Source organism: Gordonia sp. ABSL11-1, from assembly GCF_030315685.1.
Lineage (GTDB): Bacteria > Actinomycetota > Actinomycetes > Mycobacteriales > Mycobacteriaceae > Gordonia.
This window is the reverse complement of sequence record NZ_JASXSI010000010.1, coordinates 147,918-164,116: the sequence shown is the minus strand read 5'-3', so window position 1 is coordinate 164,116 and position 16,199 is coordinate 147,918. Positions and strand designations below refer to the sequence as shown.

General features: G+C 67.4%; 18 protein-coding genes and 1 tRNA gene. 8 read left to right on the top strand and 11 right to left on the bottom strand.

The features are described 5' to 3' along the window. Positions 1–66: 66 nt before the first annotated feature. From QSJ19_RS13405 to QSJ19_RS13395, 3 genes are all read right to left on the bottom strand, one after another. On the bottom strand, positions 67–285 hold the full coding sequence (locus tag QSJ19_RS13405; RefSeq protein ID WP_286321049.1) for a hypothetical protein: 219 nt from the start codon (positions 283–285) through the stop codon (positions 67–69). Further along, positions 286–1,671, bottom strand: coding sequence for an ammonium transporter (locus QSJ19_RS13400; RefSeq protein ID WP_286321047.1), 1,386 nt, complete (start codon positions 1,669–1,671; stop codon positions 286–288). It lies immediately after the preceding gene. 184 nt (positions 1,672–1,855) lie between these two features. Continuing rightward, positions 1,856–2,452 carry a pyridoxamine 5'-phosphate oxidase family protein gene (locus tag QSJ19_RS13395; protein ID WP_286321045.1) on the bottom strand — a complete coding sequence of 199 codons (597 nt, stop codon included), beginning with the start codon at positions 2,450–2,452 and terminating at the stop codon, positions 1,856–1,858. Between the two features lie 166 nt (positions 2,453–2,618). Here QSJ19_RS13395 and QSJ19_RS13390 point away from each other — a divergent pair, with 166 nt between their 5' ends. Further along, a complete protein-coding gene (locus QSJ19_RS13390) occupies positions 2,619–3,278 on the top strand; it encodes an NADPH-dependent F420 reductase (RefSeq protein ID WP_286321044.1) in 660 nt (219 codons plus the stop codon). 69 nt (positions 3,279–3,347) lie between these two features. Here QSJ19_RS13390 and QSJ19_RS13385 read toward each other — a convergent pair whose 3' ends face one another. Then, on the bottom strand, positions 3,348–4,094 hold the full coding sequence (locus QSJ19_RS13385; RefSeq protein WP_286321042.1) for a LysR family transcriptional regulator substrate-binding protein: 747 nt from the start codon (positions 4,092–4,094) through the stop codon (positions 3,348–3,350). 47 nt (positions 4,095–4,141) lie between these two features. Here QSJ19_RS13385 and QSJ19_RS13380 point away from each other — a divergent pair, with 47 nt between their 5' ends. Then, positions 4,142–4,522, top strand: a complete 381-nt coding sequence (locus QSJ19_RS13380; RefSeq protein WP_286321092.1) for a DUF5997 family protein — start codon at positions 4,142–4,144, stop codon at positions 4,520–4,522. Positions 4,523–4,623: 101 nt separating this feature from the next. Here QSJ19_RS13380 and QSJ19_RS13375 read toward each other — a convergent pair. Continuing rightward, a tRNA-Gly gene (locus QSJ19_RS13375) sits at positions 4,624–4,694 on the bottom strand. 139 nt (positions 4,695–4,833) lie between these two features. Between QSJ19_RS13375 and QSJ19_RS13370 the strand changes: the two genes are divergently transcribed. Beyond that, positions 4,834–5,469 carry a TetR family transcriptional regulator gene (locus tag QSJ19_RS13370; RefSeq protein ID WP_286321040.1) on the top strand — a complete coding sequence of 212 codons (636 nt, stop codon included), beginning with the start codon at positions 4,834–4,836 and terminating at the stop codon, positions 5,467–5,469. A gap of 26 nt (positions 5,470–5,495) precedes the next feature. After that, the gene (locus QSJ19_RS13365; RefSeq protein WP_286321039.1) at positions 5,496–6,281 is read left to right on the top strand and encodes an SDR family NAD(P)-dependent oxidoreductase; all 786 of its coding nucleotides are present in this window, start codon (positions 5,496–5,498) and stop codon (positions 6,279–6,281) included. Positions 6,282–6,395: 114 nt separating this feature from the next. Here the strand turns inward: QSJ19_RS13365 and QSJ19_RS13360 are convergent, their stop codons facing one another. The 3 genes from QSJ19_RS13360 to QSJ19_RS13350 form a co-directional block, all read right to left on the bottom strand. Next, positions 6,396–7,337: a hypothetical protein gene (locus QSJ19_RS13360; protein WP_286321038.1), complete on the bottom strand. Its 942-nt coding sequence runs from the start codon at positions 7,335–7,337 to the stop codon at positions 6,396–6,398. Between the two features lie 21 nt (positions 7,338–7,358). Continuing rightward, positions 7,359–7,484, bottom strand: coding sequence for a hypothetical protein (locus QSJ19_RS13355; protein WP_286321037.1), 126 nt, complete (start codon positions 7,482–7,484; stop codon positions 7,359–7,361). 129 nt (positions 7,485–7,613) lie between these two features. Continuing rightward, positions 7,614–7,784: a hypothetical protein gene (locus QSJ19_RS13350; protein WP_286321035.1), complete on the bottom strand. Its 171-nt coding sequence runs from the start codon at positions 7,782–7,784 to the stop codon at positions 7,614–7,616. 289 nt (positions 7,785–8,073) lie between these two features. On the opposite strand from QSJ19_RS13350, the gene dcd reads away from it, so the two are divergent. The 3 genes from dcd to QSJ19_RS13335 all read left to right on the top strand — a co-directional run bounded on the left by dcd (position 8,074) and on the right by QSJ19_RS13335 (position 11,891). After that, positions 8,074–8,643, top strand: a complete 570-nt coding sequence (gene dcd / locus QSJ19_RS13345) for a dCTP deaminase (RefSeq protein WP_187588905.1) — start codon at positions 8,074–8,076, stop codon at positions 8,641–8,643. Between the two features lie 131 nt (positions 8,644–8,774). Continuing rightward, positions 8,775–10,196, top strand: coding sequence for a UDP-glucose dehydrogenase family protein (locus tag QSJ19_RS13340; protein ID WP_286321034.1), 1,422 nt, complete (start codon positions 8,775–8,777; stop codon positions 10,194–10,196). 114 nt (positions 10,197–10,310) lie between these two features. After that, a complete protein-coding gene (locus tag QSJ19_RS13335) occupies positions 10,311–11,891 on the top strand; it encodes a hypothetical protein (protein ID WP_286321033.1) in 1,581 nt (526 codons plus the stop codon). A gap of 122 nt (positions 11,892–12,013) precedes the next feature. On the opposite strand, the gene QSJ19_RS13330 is transcribed toward QSJ19_RS13335, so the two are convergent. Both QSJ19_RS13330 and QSJ19_RS13325 read right to left on the bottom strand, forming a co-directional pair. Further along, positions 12,014–12,781 carry a MerR family transcriptional regulator gene (locus tag QSJ19_RS13330; RefSeq protein WP_286321032.1) on the bottom strand — a complete coding sequence of 256 codons (768 nt, stop codon included), beginning with the start codon at positions 12,779–12,781 and terminating at the stop codon, positions 12,014–12,016. Between the two features lie 35 nt (positions 12,782–12,816). Beyond that, entirely contained in the window at positions 12,817–13,392 is a 576-nt protein-coding gene (locus tag QSJ19_RS13325) for a TetR/AcrR family transcriptional regulator (protein WP_286321030.1), read from the bottom strand. A 97-nt stretch (positions 13,393–13,489) separates the two neighbouring features. On the opposite strand from QSJ19_RS13325, the gene QSJ19_RS13320 reads away from it, so the two are divergent. After that, positions 13,490–15,076, top strand: coding sequence for a DHA2 family efflux MFS transporter permease subunit (locus tag QSJ19_RS13320; protein WP_286321029.1), 1,587 nt, complete (start codon positions 13,490–13,492; stop codon positions 15,074–15,076). Here the strand turns inward: QSJ19_RS13320 and QSJ19_RS13315 are convergent. Beyond that, the gene (locus tag QSJ19_RS13315) at positions 15,038–16,198 is read right to left on the bottom strand and encodes a PDR/VanB family oxidoreductase (protein WP_286321028.1); all 1,161 of its coding nucleotides are present in this window, start codon (positions 16,196–16,198) and stop codon (positions 15,038–15,040) included. The two genes, QSJ19_RS13320 and QSJ19_RS13315, sit on opposite strands and share 39 nt — an antisense overlap. Position 16,199 lies beyond the last annotated feature (1 nt).

The following is a 16,199-nucleotide window of genomic DNA, read 5'->3' as shown; positions in this document are numbered from 1 at the left end:
CCTGCACGACGGCGCCGACAGCGCGAGGTCTGAGGCCTCGCGCTGTCGGCACCGGTGGTGTCGTGGTCAGTACACGGGTGGTTCGCCCTCCGCTGCGGGACCCTTCTCGACAGGAGTGTCGTCGATGATCGCCTTGTACGCGTGGTTCTCGTGTCGGATCATCGCGACGAAGAAGGCCACGAAGAGCAGCACCGCCAGGATGAAGACGATCCACACACCCACCGAGAAGCCGCCGAAGGTGAAGACCACGCCGGGGTCGTCGTAGGAATCGATCGGATTGAACATCTACTTCACCTCGATTGTGGACGTGGTTTGCGGGGTTGGAGTGGCGGCTTCGCCAGGGTTGTCGGTCGGCACCGCGACGATGTCGCCGGTGTCGCCGCGCATGATGGTGACCGGGATGCCCTCCGGATACGGGGTCGCGGGAATCTCGGCAAGATCGAGACCCTGCGCCTCGACCTCCGGCGGGATGCGCAGCAGACCGACTTTCTTCAGAGCCAGCGACACCAGGTAGGCGGGAAGGAACCCGAGCACGGCGAACACGGCTGCGCCGACGAGCTGGCCCCACAGCGACACCGAGGGATTGCCGTCGGTGTTGGGGTATCCGGCCAGGAAGATGCCGGCCATGATCACCGAGTAGAGACCGATGCCGCCGTGCACCGACACCGCACCCACCACATCGTCGATTCTGAACTTCTCCAACAACTTTCCGATGAACGGTATCAGTGCGCCGGCGCCCAGGGCGATGATGAACGCCAACGCCGGGTGATAGAGATCCATGCCGGCAGCGACGCCGATGACTCCGGCGAGACCGCCCGAGATCGTCCAGAACGGCTCGCCGCGCGACGTCAGATATGCGCCGATGATGCCGCCGGCCAGACCCATCAACGTGTTGAATGCGAAGGCAGACAATGTGGTCGGGCTGCCGTAGATCGTGGCGTAGCCCTCGGGGCTGTAGATGACGCACCCCATCAGGAAGCCGAAGAAGCCGGTGAAGATCAGCATCAGGCCGAGCATCGTGAGGGGCAGGTTGTGCGGGCGGATCGTGACCGGCGTGCCGTCGGCGCGGAAGCGGCCGATCCGCGGGCCCAGGTTGAGCAGGATGCCGAGCGTGGCGAATCCCGCGATCATGTGCACACACCCTGCGGCTCCGACATCGTGGAACCCGAGTTTGGTCAGCATCCATCCGGAGCCGTGCCAGCCCCAGGCCGCCGCGATGATCCAGACGACCGAACCGACGAGCACCGTGAGCACCAGGAATGCGCTGGTTCTGATCCGCTCCAGCACTGCGCCGGACATGATCGACCCGGTGGTCGCCGCGAACAGGGCGAAGGCGCCCCAGAAGATACCACTCGCGGGGTCGGCAGTATTCGGGCCCATGTTGTCGCTCCACGGCAACGCGGCCCGCGCGGCGTCGGTCATCTCGACGAACCCGCTGGGCATCGCGTTGTAGAGGAACCAGCCGACGAAGAAGAACGAGGCGATGATCGTCGCGAACGCGAGCAGGTTCTTCATCGCCGTCGCGAGCACGTTCTTCGAGCGGGACGCGCCGACCTCGTAGGCGAGGAACCCCGCGTGGATCAGCATCATCAGGGCGATGGACACCCAGTAGAAGAACTCGTTGTTGACGGATCCCATCGTGGTGATGGCGTCCTCGACGTCTGGTGGCACGGGTTACCTCCGTTGGGCAACAGCGGATTTCGCTGGATCTCGCTGGGTTTCGCACGAGTGTGCATTGCGCACCGACGGTGTACGCATGGAAGACGATAGGCCTGCCGACGTCTCGTTCTCGTGCCTCGGAGGTAAAGGACAGGTAAATCGATACCGCGGTTGGGTTGGGGAGGGGTCGTGGGCGCTATACGAACGTGAAGCGGGTGCAGTCCGTCGGGAACGACGCCCACGCGAGGGCGCGGCGGGGGGTGATCGCCCGTAGGCCTCCGCCATCGGTCGGTGACTGCCACGACTGGGGGCCGGGTCGGTAGTCCTGGTCGGCGTACTTGGTGAAGGCTTCGGCCAATCGAGCGCCGAGCCCCTCCGGTAGTGCGCGCACCGCCGTCGAGTACCCGCCGATGATCACCACGTCGGTCCCGCTCTCCAGATTGAGGGTGCACGCCGGATTGGCCTCGACGTTGCGTGCGTGCCGCGTCGTCGGCGCACCGTCGTAGAAGAAGCGGCCGTCGACCCAGACTCCCCAGCGAGGCACCACGTGCGGAGTGCCGTCGGCGCGGACCGACGTCAGCCAATAGTGTGTCGATGCCACGAGACGCTCCTCGACAGATGCCCACGAGCGTGTGCCCGCCAGACCTTCGCCGACGCCGTAGCCGTCCGGGAACACCGGGCGGTCGACGGCAGGCGGCGACACGGCGGGTAGGTCGTCGGCGACGGGCAGTCCGTGCGGGCGGCCGGCGGTGCTCGGGGCGGAGGCGGTGTGCTCGGCGGGAGATTCGGTCACGGTTCAACTCTACGAATGAGCGCCCCGTCGGGCTTGACCGTTCTTGCTCGGTTTCCGATGCGCACGCGGCCGCGCTGGAGTGTCGTCGGTCACTCTGCGAATAACCAGGCGGAGTCGTGTCGTTGCACCACAGGTCACTGTCGTCGACCACCACAGAGGTGTTGTTGTGAAAATCGGGATCATCGGTGCCGGATTCATTGGCGGGACGCTGACGCGTCGACTCGCCACGCTGGGTCACGAGGTGCGCGTGGCCAATTCGCGGGCTCCCGAGACGCTTGCTGAGCTCGCCCAGGAGACCGGAGCCACCGCCGTATGGGCCGCAGATGCCGCGGAGGACGCCGACCTCGTCATCGTCAGCATCCCGCAGAAGAACACCCCCGATCTCGCCCCGGGAATCCTCGACGGCCGCAAGGTCGGAGCGCCGGTGATCGAGACCAACAACTACTATCCGCAGCAGCGCGACGGGAAGATCGACGCGATCGAGAACGGCACGCCGGAGAGTGTCTGGGTATCCGAACAGCTCGGTGCGCCCGTCTACAAGGTGTTCAACGGAATCTACTGGAAACACTTGCTGAACAAGGGTGTGCCGGCCGGCACCGAGGGCCGGATCGCCTTGCCGATCGCCGGCGACGATGTCGACGGCAAGAAGATCGTGTCCGAGCTCGTCGAACAGCTCGGCTTCGACCCGGTCGACGGCGGAACACTTGCCGAATCGTGGCGGCAGCAGCCGGGAACACCTGTGTACGGGAAAGACTTCGGCGTCGACGACACGATCACGGCACTCGCGGATGCGTCGCCCGAACGTACCGCGGAGTGGCGCGCCTGACGGTCGTGCGCGGGGCTGCCCCACCCGGCCCCTGAGGAGCGGAGCGATAGCGCAGCGTCACGAAGGGCATCACCGTCGTTTCGGACGCCCCGCGCCCCGTCGCACACCTTTGCCGGGCACCTTCCCGGCGGCCTCGCGTGCTGCCCTCTTCGCCGCGGCCTTCTCCTTCGCCGAGCGCTTCGCCGTCGGCTCGGAGCGACCGCGGGATGACGTCGACTTGCGTCCACGCACGATACCGATGAACTCGTCGGCGAGATCCGTTGTCGGCGAGGGCCACAGGAGTCCGACGGTCCCCTTTGGTGCGTCCATCACGGGCCGGTAGGTGAGGTCCTTGCGGTGGTGCAACCGCGCCAGTGATTGCGGCACGAGCACCAGCGCCATTCCTGCGGCCACGAGTTCTATTGCGTCACCCGTCTTCTCGGGTCGATGGTCGAGGGTCCGGCCAGGACGTTCAGTGATGATCACGGGTTCGTCGAGCGGCCACAGGAACGGCTCGTCGTCGAGGTCGGCGAGCGTGAGTTCGTCGGCGGCGGTCAGGACGTGGTCCTTCGGTACCACCGCGACCGTTGTCTCGTCGTAGAGGTCGATCGTGTGGTGCTCGCCGGCATCGCCATGACGGAGTGCTCCGGGAAGGCGCGTGATCGCCAACTCCACATGGCCATCGCGGACCGCCTCCGCGCAGCTCTGCACATCGAGCGGGACCAGCTGCAGCGCGACGTCGCGTCGGCGTTCGGCCCAGATCCGAACCCATTTGCCCGGGGTGACACCCGGGACGTACGCCAGACGAAAGGCGGGGACGTCGTCGGGTGTGGTCACCCCCGAAGGCTACCGCCGGATACCCTCAGGACATGAGCTCGCAGTCGATGAAGCCGGCGACGGCCGCCAAGAAGCTGGACGTGTATCTGCCGGCCACGCCCGACGAGTTTCGGAACGGATCCATCACCCGCGACGAGCTCACTGCACTCCAGGCCGACCCACCGGAATGGCTCCGCACTCTTCGCGCCGACGGTCCACACCCGAAGAACCTGGTGGCCGCCAAACTGGGGATCTCCAACTCCGGGCTGATCCGCGGCGGCATCACCGAAGCGCTCACGACGGCGCAGATCGATCAACTGCTGGCTGAGATGCCCGAGTGGCTGGCCGCGGAACGCGCCGCGCGTGTCGAGGGGCGGCGCGAGGAGCGGCGGATCAAGTCGCTTCACGAGGACAAGCGGCGGGATGCGGAGTCGGCTGAGGAGGCGTGAAGTCGCGCGTGATCGTGTGACGTCGCCGCGTCTGCGGCGCGGGATTGTTCTGAGGACCACGAAAGCCCCGGCTGGATGACTCTGACCGGGGCTTTCGACTGAGCCGATGACGGGAATCGAACCCGCGTATTCAGCTTGGGAAGCTGATGTTCTGCCATTGAACTACATCGGCGTGCAAGGCGCTGACCTCGCGATCGACAGCCTAGCAAACCCCGGACGACTCACAGCGTCAGAGGCCGGTTCAGCGAGTCGACGACCAAAACCTACCGGTTGGTTTGTCAAAACATACCGACTGGTTTATTCTGGCGAGCGTGAGTCCAGCGGAACCGTCGACGGCCAAGGGCGCGGCAACCCGCGCGCGACTGCTCGAGGTCGCTGCCCGGGTCTTCGCTGAGAAAGGCTATGGGGCAACCAAATTCAGCGAGCTCATCGCTGAATCGGGGCTGACCAAGGGGGCGTTCTACTTCTACTTCCCGTCGAAGGACGCACTCGCCCGAGCCGTCATCGACGACCAGGAGCATCGCTGGGTCGCCGAGGTTCAGCAGCGCGTGCTCGCGCACGACAGCCCAACCGAACAACTCGCCGACGTCATGCCGGCGATGCTGGAACTCCTCAATCGGGAGCCGGGGGCCTGGAGTGTCGTCCGACTCGTGCGGGAACTGGGCGCGGACGGCACGACCGACGGCGGCGTCGTCAAACCCATGGATGCGTGGATCGCGCTGGTGGCGGGGATCATCCGCGACGGCCAGGCATCGCGGGAGTTCCGGGCCGATCTCGACGCCGACGGATTGGCGGCGGTACTCGTCGGTGCCTTCGACGGCATCAAGGGGCTCGTCGATGCCGCGTCGTCGGATCACCGCGGACAGCGACTCGCGCACTACGCGGACATCCTCGCCGACATCGCGTTCGCCGGTCTCGGCATTCTGTCCCACCCGCACACACGCTGACCGCCACCCAGAACCGAGGAGTCATCATGGAATTCCGACAGCAAACCGCGCTCATCACCGGAGCCAGCGGTGGCATCGGCGCCGAGTTCGCACGCACGCTCGCCTCCCGCGGTGCCGACGTCATCCTCGTCGCCCGCAGTGAAGGCAAACTGACGGCTCTCGCCGACGACCTGCGTACGCGCCACGGGATTCGGGCAGAGGCGATCGCCGCTGACCTCTCGATCCCCGGTGCCGCCGACGGTCTCGTCGCCGACGTCGCGGCGCGTGGACTCGACGTCGACATTCTCATCAACAACGCCGGATTCGGAACGCATGGCGACCTCGTCGACGTCGATCCAGGGCGCATCCGGGAGGAGGTCTCGCTCAACGTCGGCGCACTCACCGACCTCACCACCGTCTATCTGAAGCGGTTGGCGCAGAAACGTTCCGGCGCGATCATCAATGTCGCCAGCACGGCGGGTTTCCAGCCGGTGCCGCACATGGCCGTCTACGCGGCGACCAAGGCCTATGTGTTGTCGCTGAGCGAGGCGCTGTGGTGGGAGGGCAAGCAGAACGGGGTGAAGGTGCTCGCACTGTGTCCGGGTGCGACGGACACCGAGTTCTTCGACGTCGCCGGGTCCGACGATGCCGCCGTCGGCTCACGGCGAACCACCCAGCAGGTCGTCGACACCGCACTCGCTGCGCTCGAGGCGGGGAAGCCGAGCGTGATCGACGGCGCGCAGAATCGGATCAGCGCCATCGCAAGCCGTTTCGCCCCACGGCGTCTCGTGATCGCGATCGCTGAGCGGGCGGTGCGGCCGAAGAAGGGGTGAGGCCCTTCGTGAGCTCGCGGATCCTGAGCGAGCGAGCTTGCGAGCGAGTCGAAGGCGTTCCTCGCGGGCTCCTCAGGGACCGGGGGTGATGATCGCTCGTTCCTCGCGGGCTCCTCAGGGACCGGTGTGTGGCGGTCCGCTCACCACCGCGCGGCGGACACCGGGACGCGTTTCGCCGACGGCGGGGTCGGTGCGGGGCGCTTTGTCCTCGGCGAGGCACATCGACCGAAGGGCGTTGTGGTACACCACGAGTCCATACAGATTCGGTGCGCCGGCGATGCCCGTCGACCGCGGGATCATATCGGCGGTGATGCCGGCACCGGGGAACAGGTCGGCGAGGAGCGGGGCCGACGGATCGGTTCCGCCGTCCTGCCAGGCCAACTCGACGACATGCGCGGCGAGCGCGTACGCGTAGTAGGCGGCGGTGAGCGTCTTGGTGACTGACCGCGATGAGAGCGGGACGGTCCGGCCGAAATCCGCTCCTTGCCCCCGGTTGTGGTTGAGACCTATCGCGATGTCGAGGGGCGCTCCACCGACGTAGGGGATGAGCGCGCCGACCTGTGAGATCGCGTATTCGGGAGTCGAGAAGTCGGCCGGATCGGCGGGGATGAGATTGTCGGTCACCCGGGTGTGTCGCATCCAGTTCTGCACCTGATCGGCGGCGGCACCGATCCGCCGGTCCCTCGCACGGTCGGCCGTGATGGACTGCAGATACGACGACGTGCGGGACACGATGCGCGACAACGGGAGTCCACCGGTCGGCGGACAAGTCCGCGCATCGGCCACATCCACCTGACGGGCGATGTCGCGGACTATGCCGGGCACCGCACCGGCGAATCGCAGGTCTCTGACGGTCTTTCCGGCGTTCTCCTTGTGCGAACGGGTCACGGACACCACGCACGACTCGATGAGCGCGCTGCTGATCGCCTGATACAGCTGGGTCGCTGCGAACGCCCCGAGAAGGATCGGCAGCGTCAGCAGGGTCCCGACGGTGATGGGACCCGCGACGGTCGCGATCGACGGAACCGTGCGCCGGATGACGGTGAGCGGAACCATCACCGTCACATACAGATACAGCTAGACGGTCTCGACGGCCTGGGCGACCGTCAGGTTCTCGACGGGGATCGCCTCGGCGTCGCGACCCTCGCGCACGCCCACCAACTGGGACACGATCCACTGCGTGATGGGGTCCCGGGAGGTCATGATCGGGTCTTTGTCGTCGGCGCCTGCTTCTTGATCTCGTACGGCAACATCGGCAACAGGGAGCCGAACACCGCGTCGTAGACGGCGCCGATCGTGGCGAAGCGGGATCCGACGCACTCCCGCGGCTCGTCACCCGACGCCGTGCTCTCCGCTGAACCACGTCGCAACGGCGAGCACGAGCCCGACGGTGACGATCGTCACCCGCCGACGTCGGCACCGGGCACGCTCGGCGAGATTCTGGACCCGATCGGCGGAAAACTGGGCACGGTCGGCGGGGTTGTCGATCGCGCTCGACTCCACGCCCTGTCGCGCATCCGCTCGACCGCGGACGCTCGGACCACGGCGTGCACCTGACCGTCGTCGTGCATCAGCGCGTCGTCCACCAGCACCCAGATCAGAACAGCCGAATCCCCGCATCCGCCCCGACTTTCCCCGGTCTCCTGCGCGTCACGCCACGATCACGCGCGTATCACGGGGGACACCAGAACACCGTCGGACAGATTGGCCATGGTTCGGCTCAATTCGCATCTGGCTCGACAGACCGCGGTCACCCACTGTTCATCCGGTCCGGTCGATTAACCTCACAGGCGTGCTCCTCTCCGATCGCGACATCCGTTCCGAGATCGCCGACGGGCGATTGGCGCTGGACCCGTTCGACCCGACGCTGGTGCAGCCGTCGAGCGTCGACGTGCGGCTCGACCGCCTGTTCCGCGTCTTCAACAACACGCGCTACACCCACATCGACCCGGCGCAGCGACAGGACGAACTGACCTCCCTCGTCGAACCGACGGAGGGTGAACCGTTCGTGCTGCATCCGGGGGAGTTCGTCCTCGGGTCGACGCTCGAGGTGTGCACACTGCCCGACGACCTGGCCGGACGCCTCGAGGGCAAGTCGTCGTTGGGGCGCCTCGGCCTGCTCACCCACTCGACCGCGGGTTTCATCGATCCCGGGTTCTCCGGCCACATCACCCTGGAACTGTCGAACGTGGCGAATCTGCCGATCACGTTGTGGCCGGGGATGAAGATCGGCCAGCTGTGTCTGATCCGGCTCTCCAGCCCCGCCGAGCACCCCTACGGCAGCGATTCCGTCGGCTCCAAGTACCAGGGGCAACGCGGACCGACGCCGTCGAAGGCGTACCTGAACTTCATCCGGCCGTAGTCTGACCTGCGCCGAGCCGATCCGGGTTCGCGCCGCGTTCACGTTCTCCAGGCCGGTGTTCACCCGATCGATCGGGACGTGACACGTCGTCGTTGACCGGTGGCAGCAATGCGCGCGTACTCACTTCAGACATGAAGCTCACTGTGATCGGATGCGGATACCTCGGCGCGACCCACGCCGCGTGCATGGCCGAACTCGGTCATGACGTTGTCGGTGTCGACGTCGATGGGGACAAGGTCGCCCGGCTGCAAGTCGGCGAGGTGCCGTTCTTCGAGCCGGGACTGTCCGACGTGCTGCGCCGCAACCTCGCCGCCGGACGGTTGCGCTTCACGACCGACCACCGCGACGCCGCCGACTTCGCGTCGGTGCACTTTCTCGGCGTGGGCACACCGCAGCAAAGACGCGGCTACGCGGTGGATCTGTCGCATGTGGAATCCGCGGTCGACGCCTTGACGCCGCTGCTGCGTGGCGAGCACCTGATCATCGGGAAGTCGACCGTGCCGGTGGGCACCGCCGCCGCTCTCGCCCAGCGGATGGCCGTGCTCACCGCCCCCGGCGCCCGCGTCACGCTGGCGTGGAGCCCCGAGTTCTTGCGCGAGGGTTTCGCCGTCGAGGACACGCTCGAACCCGACCGGCTGGTCGTCGGCACCGATCCGGACGCCGACGATTCCGCCGCCGACGAGGTGATCGCTGAGATTTATCGCGAGATCCTCGAGACCGGAGTGCCTTTCGTGCGGACCGACTGGGCCACAGCCGAGTTGGTCAAGGTGTCGGCGAATGCCTTTCTCGCCACCAAGATCTCGTTCATCAATGCGATCAGCGAGATCTGCGAGAACGTCGGCGCCGACGTGTCGACCCTGGCCGATGCCATCGGCTACGACGGACGAATCGGACGCCGATTCCTCAACGCCGGACTGGGTTTCGGTGGCGGATGCCTGCCGAAGGACATCCGCGGATTCATGGCCCGCGCCGACGAGGTGGGCGCCACCCAGGCGCTTCGCTTCCTGCGCGAGGTCGACTCGATCAACACCCGGCGCCGCGGCGCGATGGTCGACCTGGTGACCGACGCGGTCGGTGGGGATGTCCTCGGCACCAACATCGCCGTCCTGGGTGCCGCCTTCAAACCCGAGAGCGACGACGTGCGTGACTCTCCCGCACTCAACGTCGCCGGGCAGCTGGCGCTACGCGGTGCATCGGTCACCGTCTTCGACCCCAAGGCGTCGCTGAACTCACGTCGCATGTTCCCGATGCTGAGCTACGCGCAGAGTGCGCGTGAGGCCTGCGGAGCGGCCGACGCCGTCGTCGTGGCCACCGAGTGGGCCGAGTTCGTCCACATGGCCCCGGAGGAGCTGGCTGATGTGGTGCGCGCGCGGGTGATCGTCGACGGTCGGCGCTGCCTCGACGCCACCGCGTGGCGGGCGGCGGGGTGGGACTTCCACGCCATCGGCGGACCGATGCGGGATCGGCCGAACGTCGGCCCGTCGTCGCGTCCGGCCCGACGAGAGATCGCGTTGCCGCAGGTGGAGGCGGTCGTCACGCCCCCGTCCCGCTGACGTCGTGTTAGTGTCGTTCGTCCGGCTTTCGCAAGACGAACAGCTGGGCGGGGGACGCACTCGGGGGAGTGGCGAGAGACGCAGACGCAGGCCAGGCGCAGGACACCGAATCGGATGACAGAGGACGCGACGGATCGCGGTCGCTCGGCGGAGCCCACGACCGACGTTGATGCACGCCTGATCGATGCCTCCTTCCTGGGGGATGTTGCGGCCCGGCAGCTGGCCCGAGGGATTCCCGCCGACCGTCCGTTCCTGTTGCTGGAACTCGCCGACGACGCCCTGCGGGTGAGCATCGTCGACCCGCGGTTCGAGGCGATGATGGGGATCAGGAGCGACCCCGGAATCCGACCGGCCGTGCTCGACCGGCTCCTCGCCGATCACCTCGCCCGCACGGGCCGCGTCGAACAACCGACGAGCGAGGCGTGGGCGGCCGAACTGCTCGACCTCGCCTCGCGTGGCCGCCGACGTCTCGCCACCTCCGACGGCACCTTCATCATGGGCCGCGACCACGTGAAGTTCTTCCGAGTCGCCCAGCGCGACCTCGACGAGGCGACATCGGCCATCGCGGCCGGGCTCGTCCGGCAGTGCCGGGAGGTGGTAGCCGAGGCATCCGGTCCGATCAGCTCGCTGGTTCTGGCCCCCGGCCACGACGTCTGGCCCGGATTGGCTCCGACACTCGGACGGAGCGCATTCCTTCCGGTCGTCGCCGTGGATGCACCCGCGGCACCCGTCGACGACGAGAAGGTACCGAACCGACACGACTCCGGTGTCGAACCGCCCATCGTCGAACCAGGAGCTGTCGAACCAGGCGCCGTCGAACCCGCCGCTGTCGTGCCACCGCCCGTCGTCGACCGCGACATCACGACGCCGGGAACCGAGACCTTCGGCGAGGTTTCGCAATCCAGCCACTCGGGTGATTTCCCTGCCGCGCAACCTGATTCGTCGCCGTTGCCGACCCTCGGATCGTCAAGCGTGCATGCCTCGACGCCGGTCGAGCTGATCCCCCCGCTTGATCTCATCCCGCCGATGGCTCCCGACTGGCCCGTCGACGACGCGCCGACCGAAAGCACCCCGCCGCATCTGTACGAGCCCACCTATGCTGCGGCACCGGTGAATCCGGTCGAGCCGCCGTCCGATCTCGTCGAGCAACCGACGCCGTTCGGTACGTTCGCCGACGACGGCGGACCCGTCGACACCGCCACCGAGGGCGGGTCGAGATCCCTTGTCGTGGGCGCCATGCCGGCTGCGGCGCCGACCACCCGGCGTGCGTACGAACCCCGAGAGTGGGAACTCGATCCGGTGTTCACGCCGACGACTCATTCTCGATCATCGACGCGGACGCGGCGGATCGTCGGGGTGACCGTCGGGGCCTGCGCGATCATCCTCATCGGCGTCGCGACGGCCGTGGCCGTCACCGGGAACGATGAACCCGCACGCACCGCCGATGTCGCGGCCGGCGAGACGAGCACCCAGGCGCGGCCGTCCTATGCCGACCCCGCAGACTTCGCCGAGGCGCGGGTGCCCGCCGCGCGATACGTGCCGCCACCGCCGCCGCCGCCCCCGCCGCCGACGTCGGAGGAATCCGCCGACGAGCCGACGCAGCAGCAGAATCGGCCGCGGCCACGACCCCGGCCGCGCCAGCGGACGATCCCGAACCCGATCCCGGGGCTGCCGCCGATCGTCCTGCCCGGCTGAGGCCATGAGGGTCCGTCGGTCTGCGGCCCTTCGTGACACTCCGCTATCGCTTCGTTCCTCAGCTCAGGGGTCGGGTGACACTGCGCTGTCGCTTCGTTCCTCAGGGGTCGGGTGGCGCTTCGTCAGCCGTCGGGCTTCTCGGCCGCCGAGTGCCGGGCCCGGCCGAGATACTCGCTCAGCTGCCGGGCCAGGTCTCGGTCCAGCGCGCGGTCGAGTGCATTGTGTGCCGACACCGATCCCGCCCGCCGGAGTTCGCCGAGCAGCTCAGTGGCCCACTCGGATTCGGCCGGGGTCTGCGGAATCCACCCGTCCTCGTGGCCTTCGGTGATGGCGCGACGCCCCGCCGAGATGACGACCTCGGCCACGGCGGCCATCTCGCGGTTGAACCGCCCGTGCACATCCAGGATGCCGCTCAACGGAAGTCCCAACTTCACGAGCCGCCCGTAGGCCGACACTGTCTCCTGATCGAGGACCGTGTAGGTGTCGGGATTGTCGGACGAGCCCTTCGGCTCGATCAGTCCGAACTCGATGAGCCGTTCGAAGTGAGCGGGATTCCCGGAGTTCAGCAGTCCCTTCAGATCGTCGGCCGAGATCGTCGTCGACGTCGCGGTCGACCACGGCTCCGAGACGATCTCTTCCAGCCCCAGCACCTCGGCGAGGTTGTCACCCCGCTGGATTCCCGAGAGGAACTCGCCGATGTGGCGGATGGTGAAGCCGCGTTTGAGCAGATCGTTGATGACCTTGAGGCGTGCGAGATGCGTGTCGGTGTAGATCGCGATGCGTCCACGGCGGACCGGGCGGGGGAGCAGCCCGCGGTCCTGATAGCCACGCACGTTACGGGTCGTCGTGCCCGCTGCCCGTGCCAGATCGTCGATCCGGTATTCGGTCACCGCGACATTGTCCCAGATCGCCCCCGTCCGCCGGATCAGGCCGCGATTCCCCGTTCGATCAGGGTGAGCAACGCCTCGTAGTTGTCGGCGGGATCGACCGTCGGTGGGTGGGGGGCGAGAAGTTCCAGGCTGACGGCCCCGTGCACGCACGCCCAGACCTGTCCGGCCAGCGCATACGGTTCGCCGTCCATGATGTGCCGCGCGGCCTGGCCGTACCGGATGATGTCGACGAGGATCTCGAACGCGCCGGCCGCCACCTCGTCGTCGGGGTGGCATTCGGTCGAGAACATCAGCTCGTACATCGTCGGGCTCGAGACGGCGAAACGCCGATACTGTCGACCACTGTTGAGCAGGCGCGCCGACGCGTCGGCGTCGGTGGCCGCGATCCGGGTGGCGAGTTCCCGGAATCCGTCCGTGACGACGGCGTTGAGCAGGCCATCCTTGCCGTCGAAGTGGTTGTAGACCCCCATCGGGGCGACGCCCGCCTCGGTGGCGACAGCGCGGACCGTCAGTGCTGCGGCACCCTTCGCCTCGAGGAGTCGACGACCCGCGGCGACGAGGTTCGCGCGGACCTCGGTCGCGGGTGTTCGAGTGATCTTTGCCGGTGACACGTTGACAACTGTACTGGCACGGCGTTCTACTTGGGTAGAACAACGTACTACAACGGTGTGACGACGTTCCACGAACAATCACTCGAAGGAGAAGGTCATGAGAAACCGTTGGCTTGCGCTCGCGGCGCTGTGCTTCGCCGAACTGCTCGTCATGGTCGACAATACGATCGTCAACGTCGCGCTGCCCACGATGGCGCGCGACCTCGGGGCCGGGACCTCCGGCCTGCAGTGGATCGTCGATGCGTACACGCTCGTGTTCGCCGGACTGCTCCTCACCGGCGGATACCTCGGCGACCGGTTCGGTCACCGACGGATGCTGCTCGGCGGCATCGTCGGATTCGCGGCGGTGTCCGTGCTGGCCGCATCGTCGGGGACGCTGGGGCAGCTGATCGCCGCCCGCGGTGGCCTCGGATTGTTCGCGGCCCTGGTCTTCCCGGCGACCCTGGCGATCATCACCGCCGTCTTCACCGAACCGAAGCAGCGCGCCGCCGCTGTCGGTGTCTGGGCCGCGACATCGGGCGTCGCAGTGGCGATCGGTCCGGTGCTCGGCGGCTGGCTGCTCGAGCATTACTCGTGGTCCTCGGTGTTCTGGGTCAATCTGCCGATGGCAGTGATCGCCGTCGTCGCGATCGTGCTGGTCGTGCCGGGCACGCGACCGGAAGCGGTGTCGCGCTTCGACTCCGTGGGGTTGGTGCTGTCGGTGATCGGCCTCGGCCTGCTGACGTACTCGGTGATCGAGGGACCGCATTTCGGCTGGACCGATCCCCGCACGCTGGGCGGACTGGCCGTCGCGCTCGTCGCGCTGGGACTGTTCGCATGGCGCGAGCTGACCATCGAACACCCGATCCTCGACATCCGGCTGTTCGCGAACCGGCACTTCGCGGCGGCCGCCGGGATGATCAGCGTCGCGTTCTTCGCCCTCTTCGGATTCATCTTCCTGATCACACAGTTCTTCCAGGCGGTCAAGGGCTACGGCCCCCTGGAGGCAGGACTGCGGACGCTGCCGTTCGCCGTCGTGATGGCTGCTTTCTCGCCGGTGGCGATGGCGCTGTCGCACCGATTCGGTGCACGTTTCGTCGCCGTGTTCGGTGCGCTTCTCATGTCCGGTGGATTCGCCCTGGTCGAGGTGTCATCGCGGATGTCGGGGTACTGGGAACTGATCATCTGGTCGATGTCGCTGATGGCGATGGGACTCGCCTTCATCTCCGGGCCGTGCACCCAGCTGATCATGGACGCCCTGCGTCCCGAGCAGGCCGGCGCCGGGTCCGCCGTGAACGACACCACCCGTGAGATCGGCGGAACCCTCGGTGTTGCCGTGCTCGGTTCGGTGCTGACATCGGTCTACACGGCGGGCGTCGCGGACCGGCTCGCCGGACTCGGTGTCCCACCGTCGGCGACGGGCATCGCCGAGGACTCGGTCATGGCCGGGGTCGAGGTGGCGCAACGTGCACCCGCGGCCGTGTCGGATCAGTTGCGGGTGGCGGTGCAGGAGGTCTTCGTCGACGGACTCCACAGCGCGGTCTGGGTGGCGGTCGCCGTCACCGGCGTGGCCGCGCTGGCAGCCGCCTACTTCCTACGCGGCACCGTCGGCGGCCGCGGATCCGCGGAGGCGACCGTGGTCGATGACACCGTCGCCGACGACGACCTAGAGGTCGATGGTGAGGTGGTCGCCGTCCGCCCGTGAGACGCACGTGAGGAATGTGCCGGCAGCCCGTTCCGGCTCGGTGAGGATGTTGTCGCGGTGGTCGATGTCGCCCGACAGCGTCCTCACCTTGCACGTGCCACAGAAACCCTGTTGGCAGGAATACGGCACGGAGGGAAGAACTTTCCGGATCGCGGCGAGCGCCGTCTCGTCGGCTGCCACGTCGATCTGTTGCCCGGTCGATGCCAGCGTGACGGTGAACGGGAAGCCGTTCTCGACCGGCGGCGGGCTGAACCGTTCGTAGTGCAGTTCGATGTCGGGGCGATCCGACAGATGTCGACGCAGTCGTTCCAGCATCGGCACAGGTCCGCAACAGTAGACGGCCAGACCTGCAGGCGCACGACCGGTTTCGGGATCGACAGGGCCGAGCAGCTCCTCCATCGTCGGCAGGCCCACGGGACCGCCGGAGGTGTCGTCGGCGTCGTCGGTGCGGATCGTCACCTTGTCGCCGAACCGTGCGACCTCGTCGCGGAACGGGATCGAGTCCGCGGACCGGCCGGTGTAGATCATCGACCAGTCCAGGCCGAACCGTTTGGCGGCGGCGAGCATCGGCAGTATCGGTGTGATGCCGATGCCGGCGGCGATGAACCGGACAGATCGCGCGGGAGAACCGTGTCCGGGCACTGCCAGCGGAAAGGCGTTGCGCGGACCCTTGATCGACACGAGGTCGCCGACCTCGAGCGTGTCGTGCACCTCGACGGAGCCGCCGCCCCCATCGGGTATCCGACGGACCGCGATGCGATAGGTGAGCCGGTCGGCCGGGTCTCCGCACAGCGAGTACTCGCGCATGCGACCCGATGGCAGGAGGAGATCGAGGTGAGCGCCCGGATGCCACCGAGCGAGTATTCCGCCGTCCGGTGCGGCGAACGTCAGCGCGACGACATTCTCGTCCGCGGCCACGACCTCACGTCCGACGAGCCGCACGGTCGTCACGCCGTCGTCGAGGGCGGGGTCGTGCAACGGGGCCAGGGGTCGCCAGAACGGCCACCACATCTTGGCGATCGCGGTGCCGACGGTCAGGAATGGGTCATGTCGCCATCGGCCGTGCAGATGTGGTGGTGGAGAGATCATCTCCGTGGTGTGCGGATGTGCGCGCTGATTCATC

What these genes read in the sequence shown, in the direction of transcription:
- QSJ19_RS13405 (WP_286321049.1), bottom strand. Translation starts at nt 285, where the DNA reads ATGTTCAATCCGATCGATTCCTACGACGACCCCGGCGTGGTCTTCACC.
- QSJ19_RS13380 (WP_286321092.1), top strand. Translation starts at nt 4,142, where the DNA reads ATGAAGCCGGCGACGGCCGCCAAGAAGCTGGACGTGTATCTGCCGGCC.
- QSJ19_RS13365 (WP_286321039.1), top strand. Translation starts at nt 5,496, where the DNA reads ATGGAATTCCGACAGCAAACCGCGCTCATCACCGGAGCCAGCGGTGGC.
- QSJ19_RS13360 (WP_286321038.1), bottom strand. Translation starts at nt 7,337, where the DNA reads ATGGTTCCGCTCACCGTCATCCGGCGCACGGTTCCGTCGATCGCGACC.
- QSJ19_RS13355 (WP_286321037.1), bottom strand. Translation starts at nt 7,484, where the DNA reads ATGACCTCCCGGGACCCCATCACGCAGTGGATCGTGTCCCAGTTGGTG.
- QSJ19_RS13340 (WP_286321034.1), top strand. Translation starts at nt 8,775, where the DNA reads ATGAAGCTCACTGTGATCGGATGCGGATACCTCGGCGCGACCCACGCC.
- QSJ19_RS13335 (WP_286321033.1), top strand. Translation starts at nt 10,311, where the DNA reads ATGACAGAGGACGCGACGGATCGCGGTCGCTCGGCGGAGCCCACGACC.
- QSJ19_RS13320 (WP_286321029.1), top strand. Translation starts at nt 13,490, where the DNA reads ATGAGAAACCGTTGGCTTGCGCTCGCGGCGCTGTGCTTCGCCGAACTG.
- QSJ19_RS13315 (WP_286321028.1), bottom strand. Translation starts at nt 16,198, where the DNA reads ATGAATCAGCGCGCACATCCGCACACCACGGAGATGATCTCTCCACCA.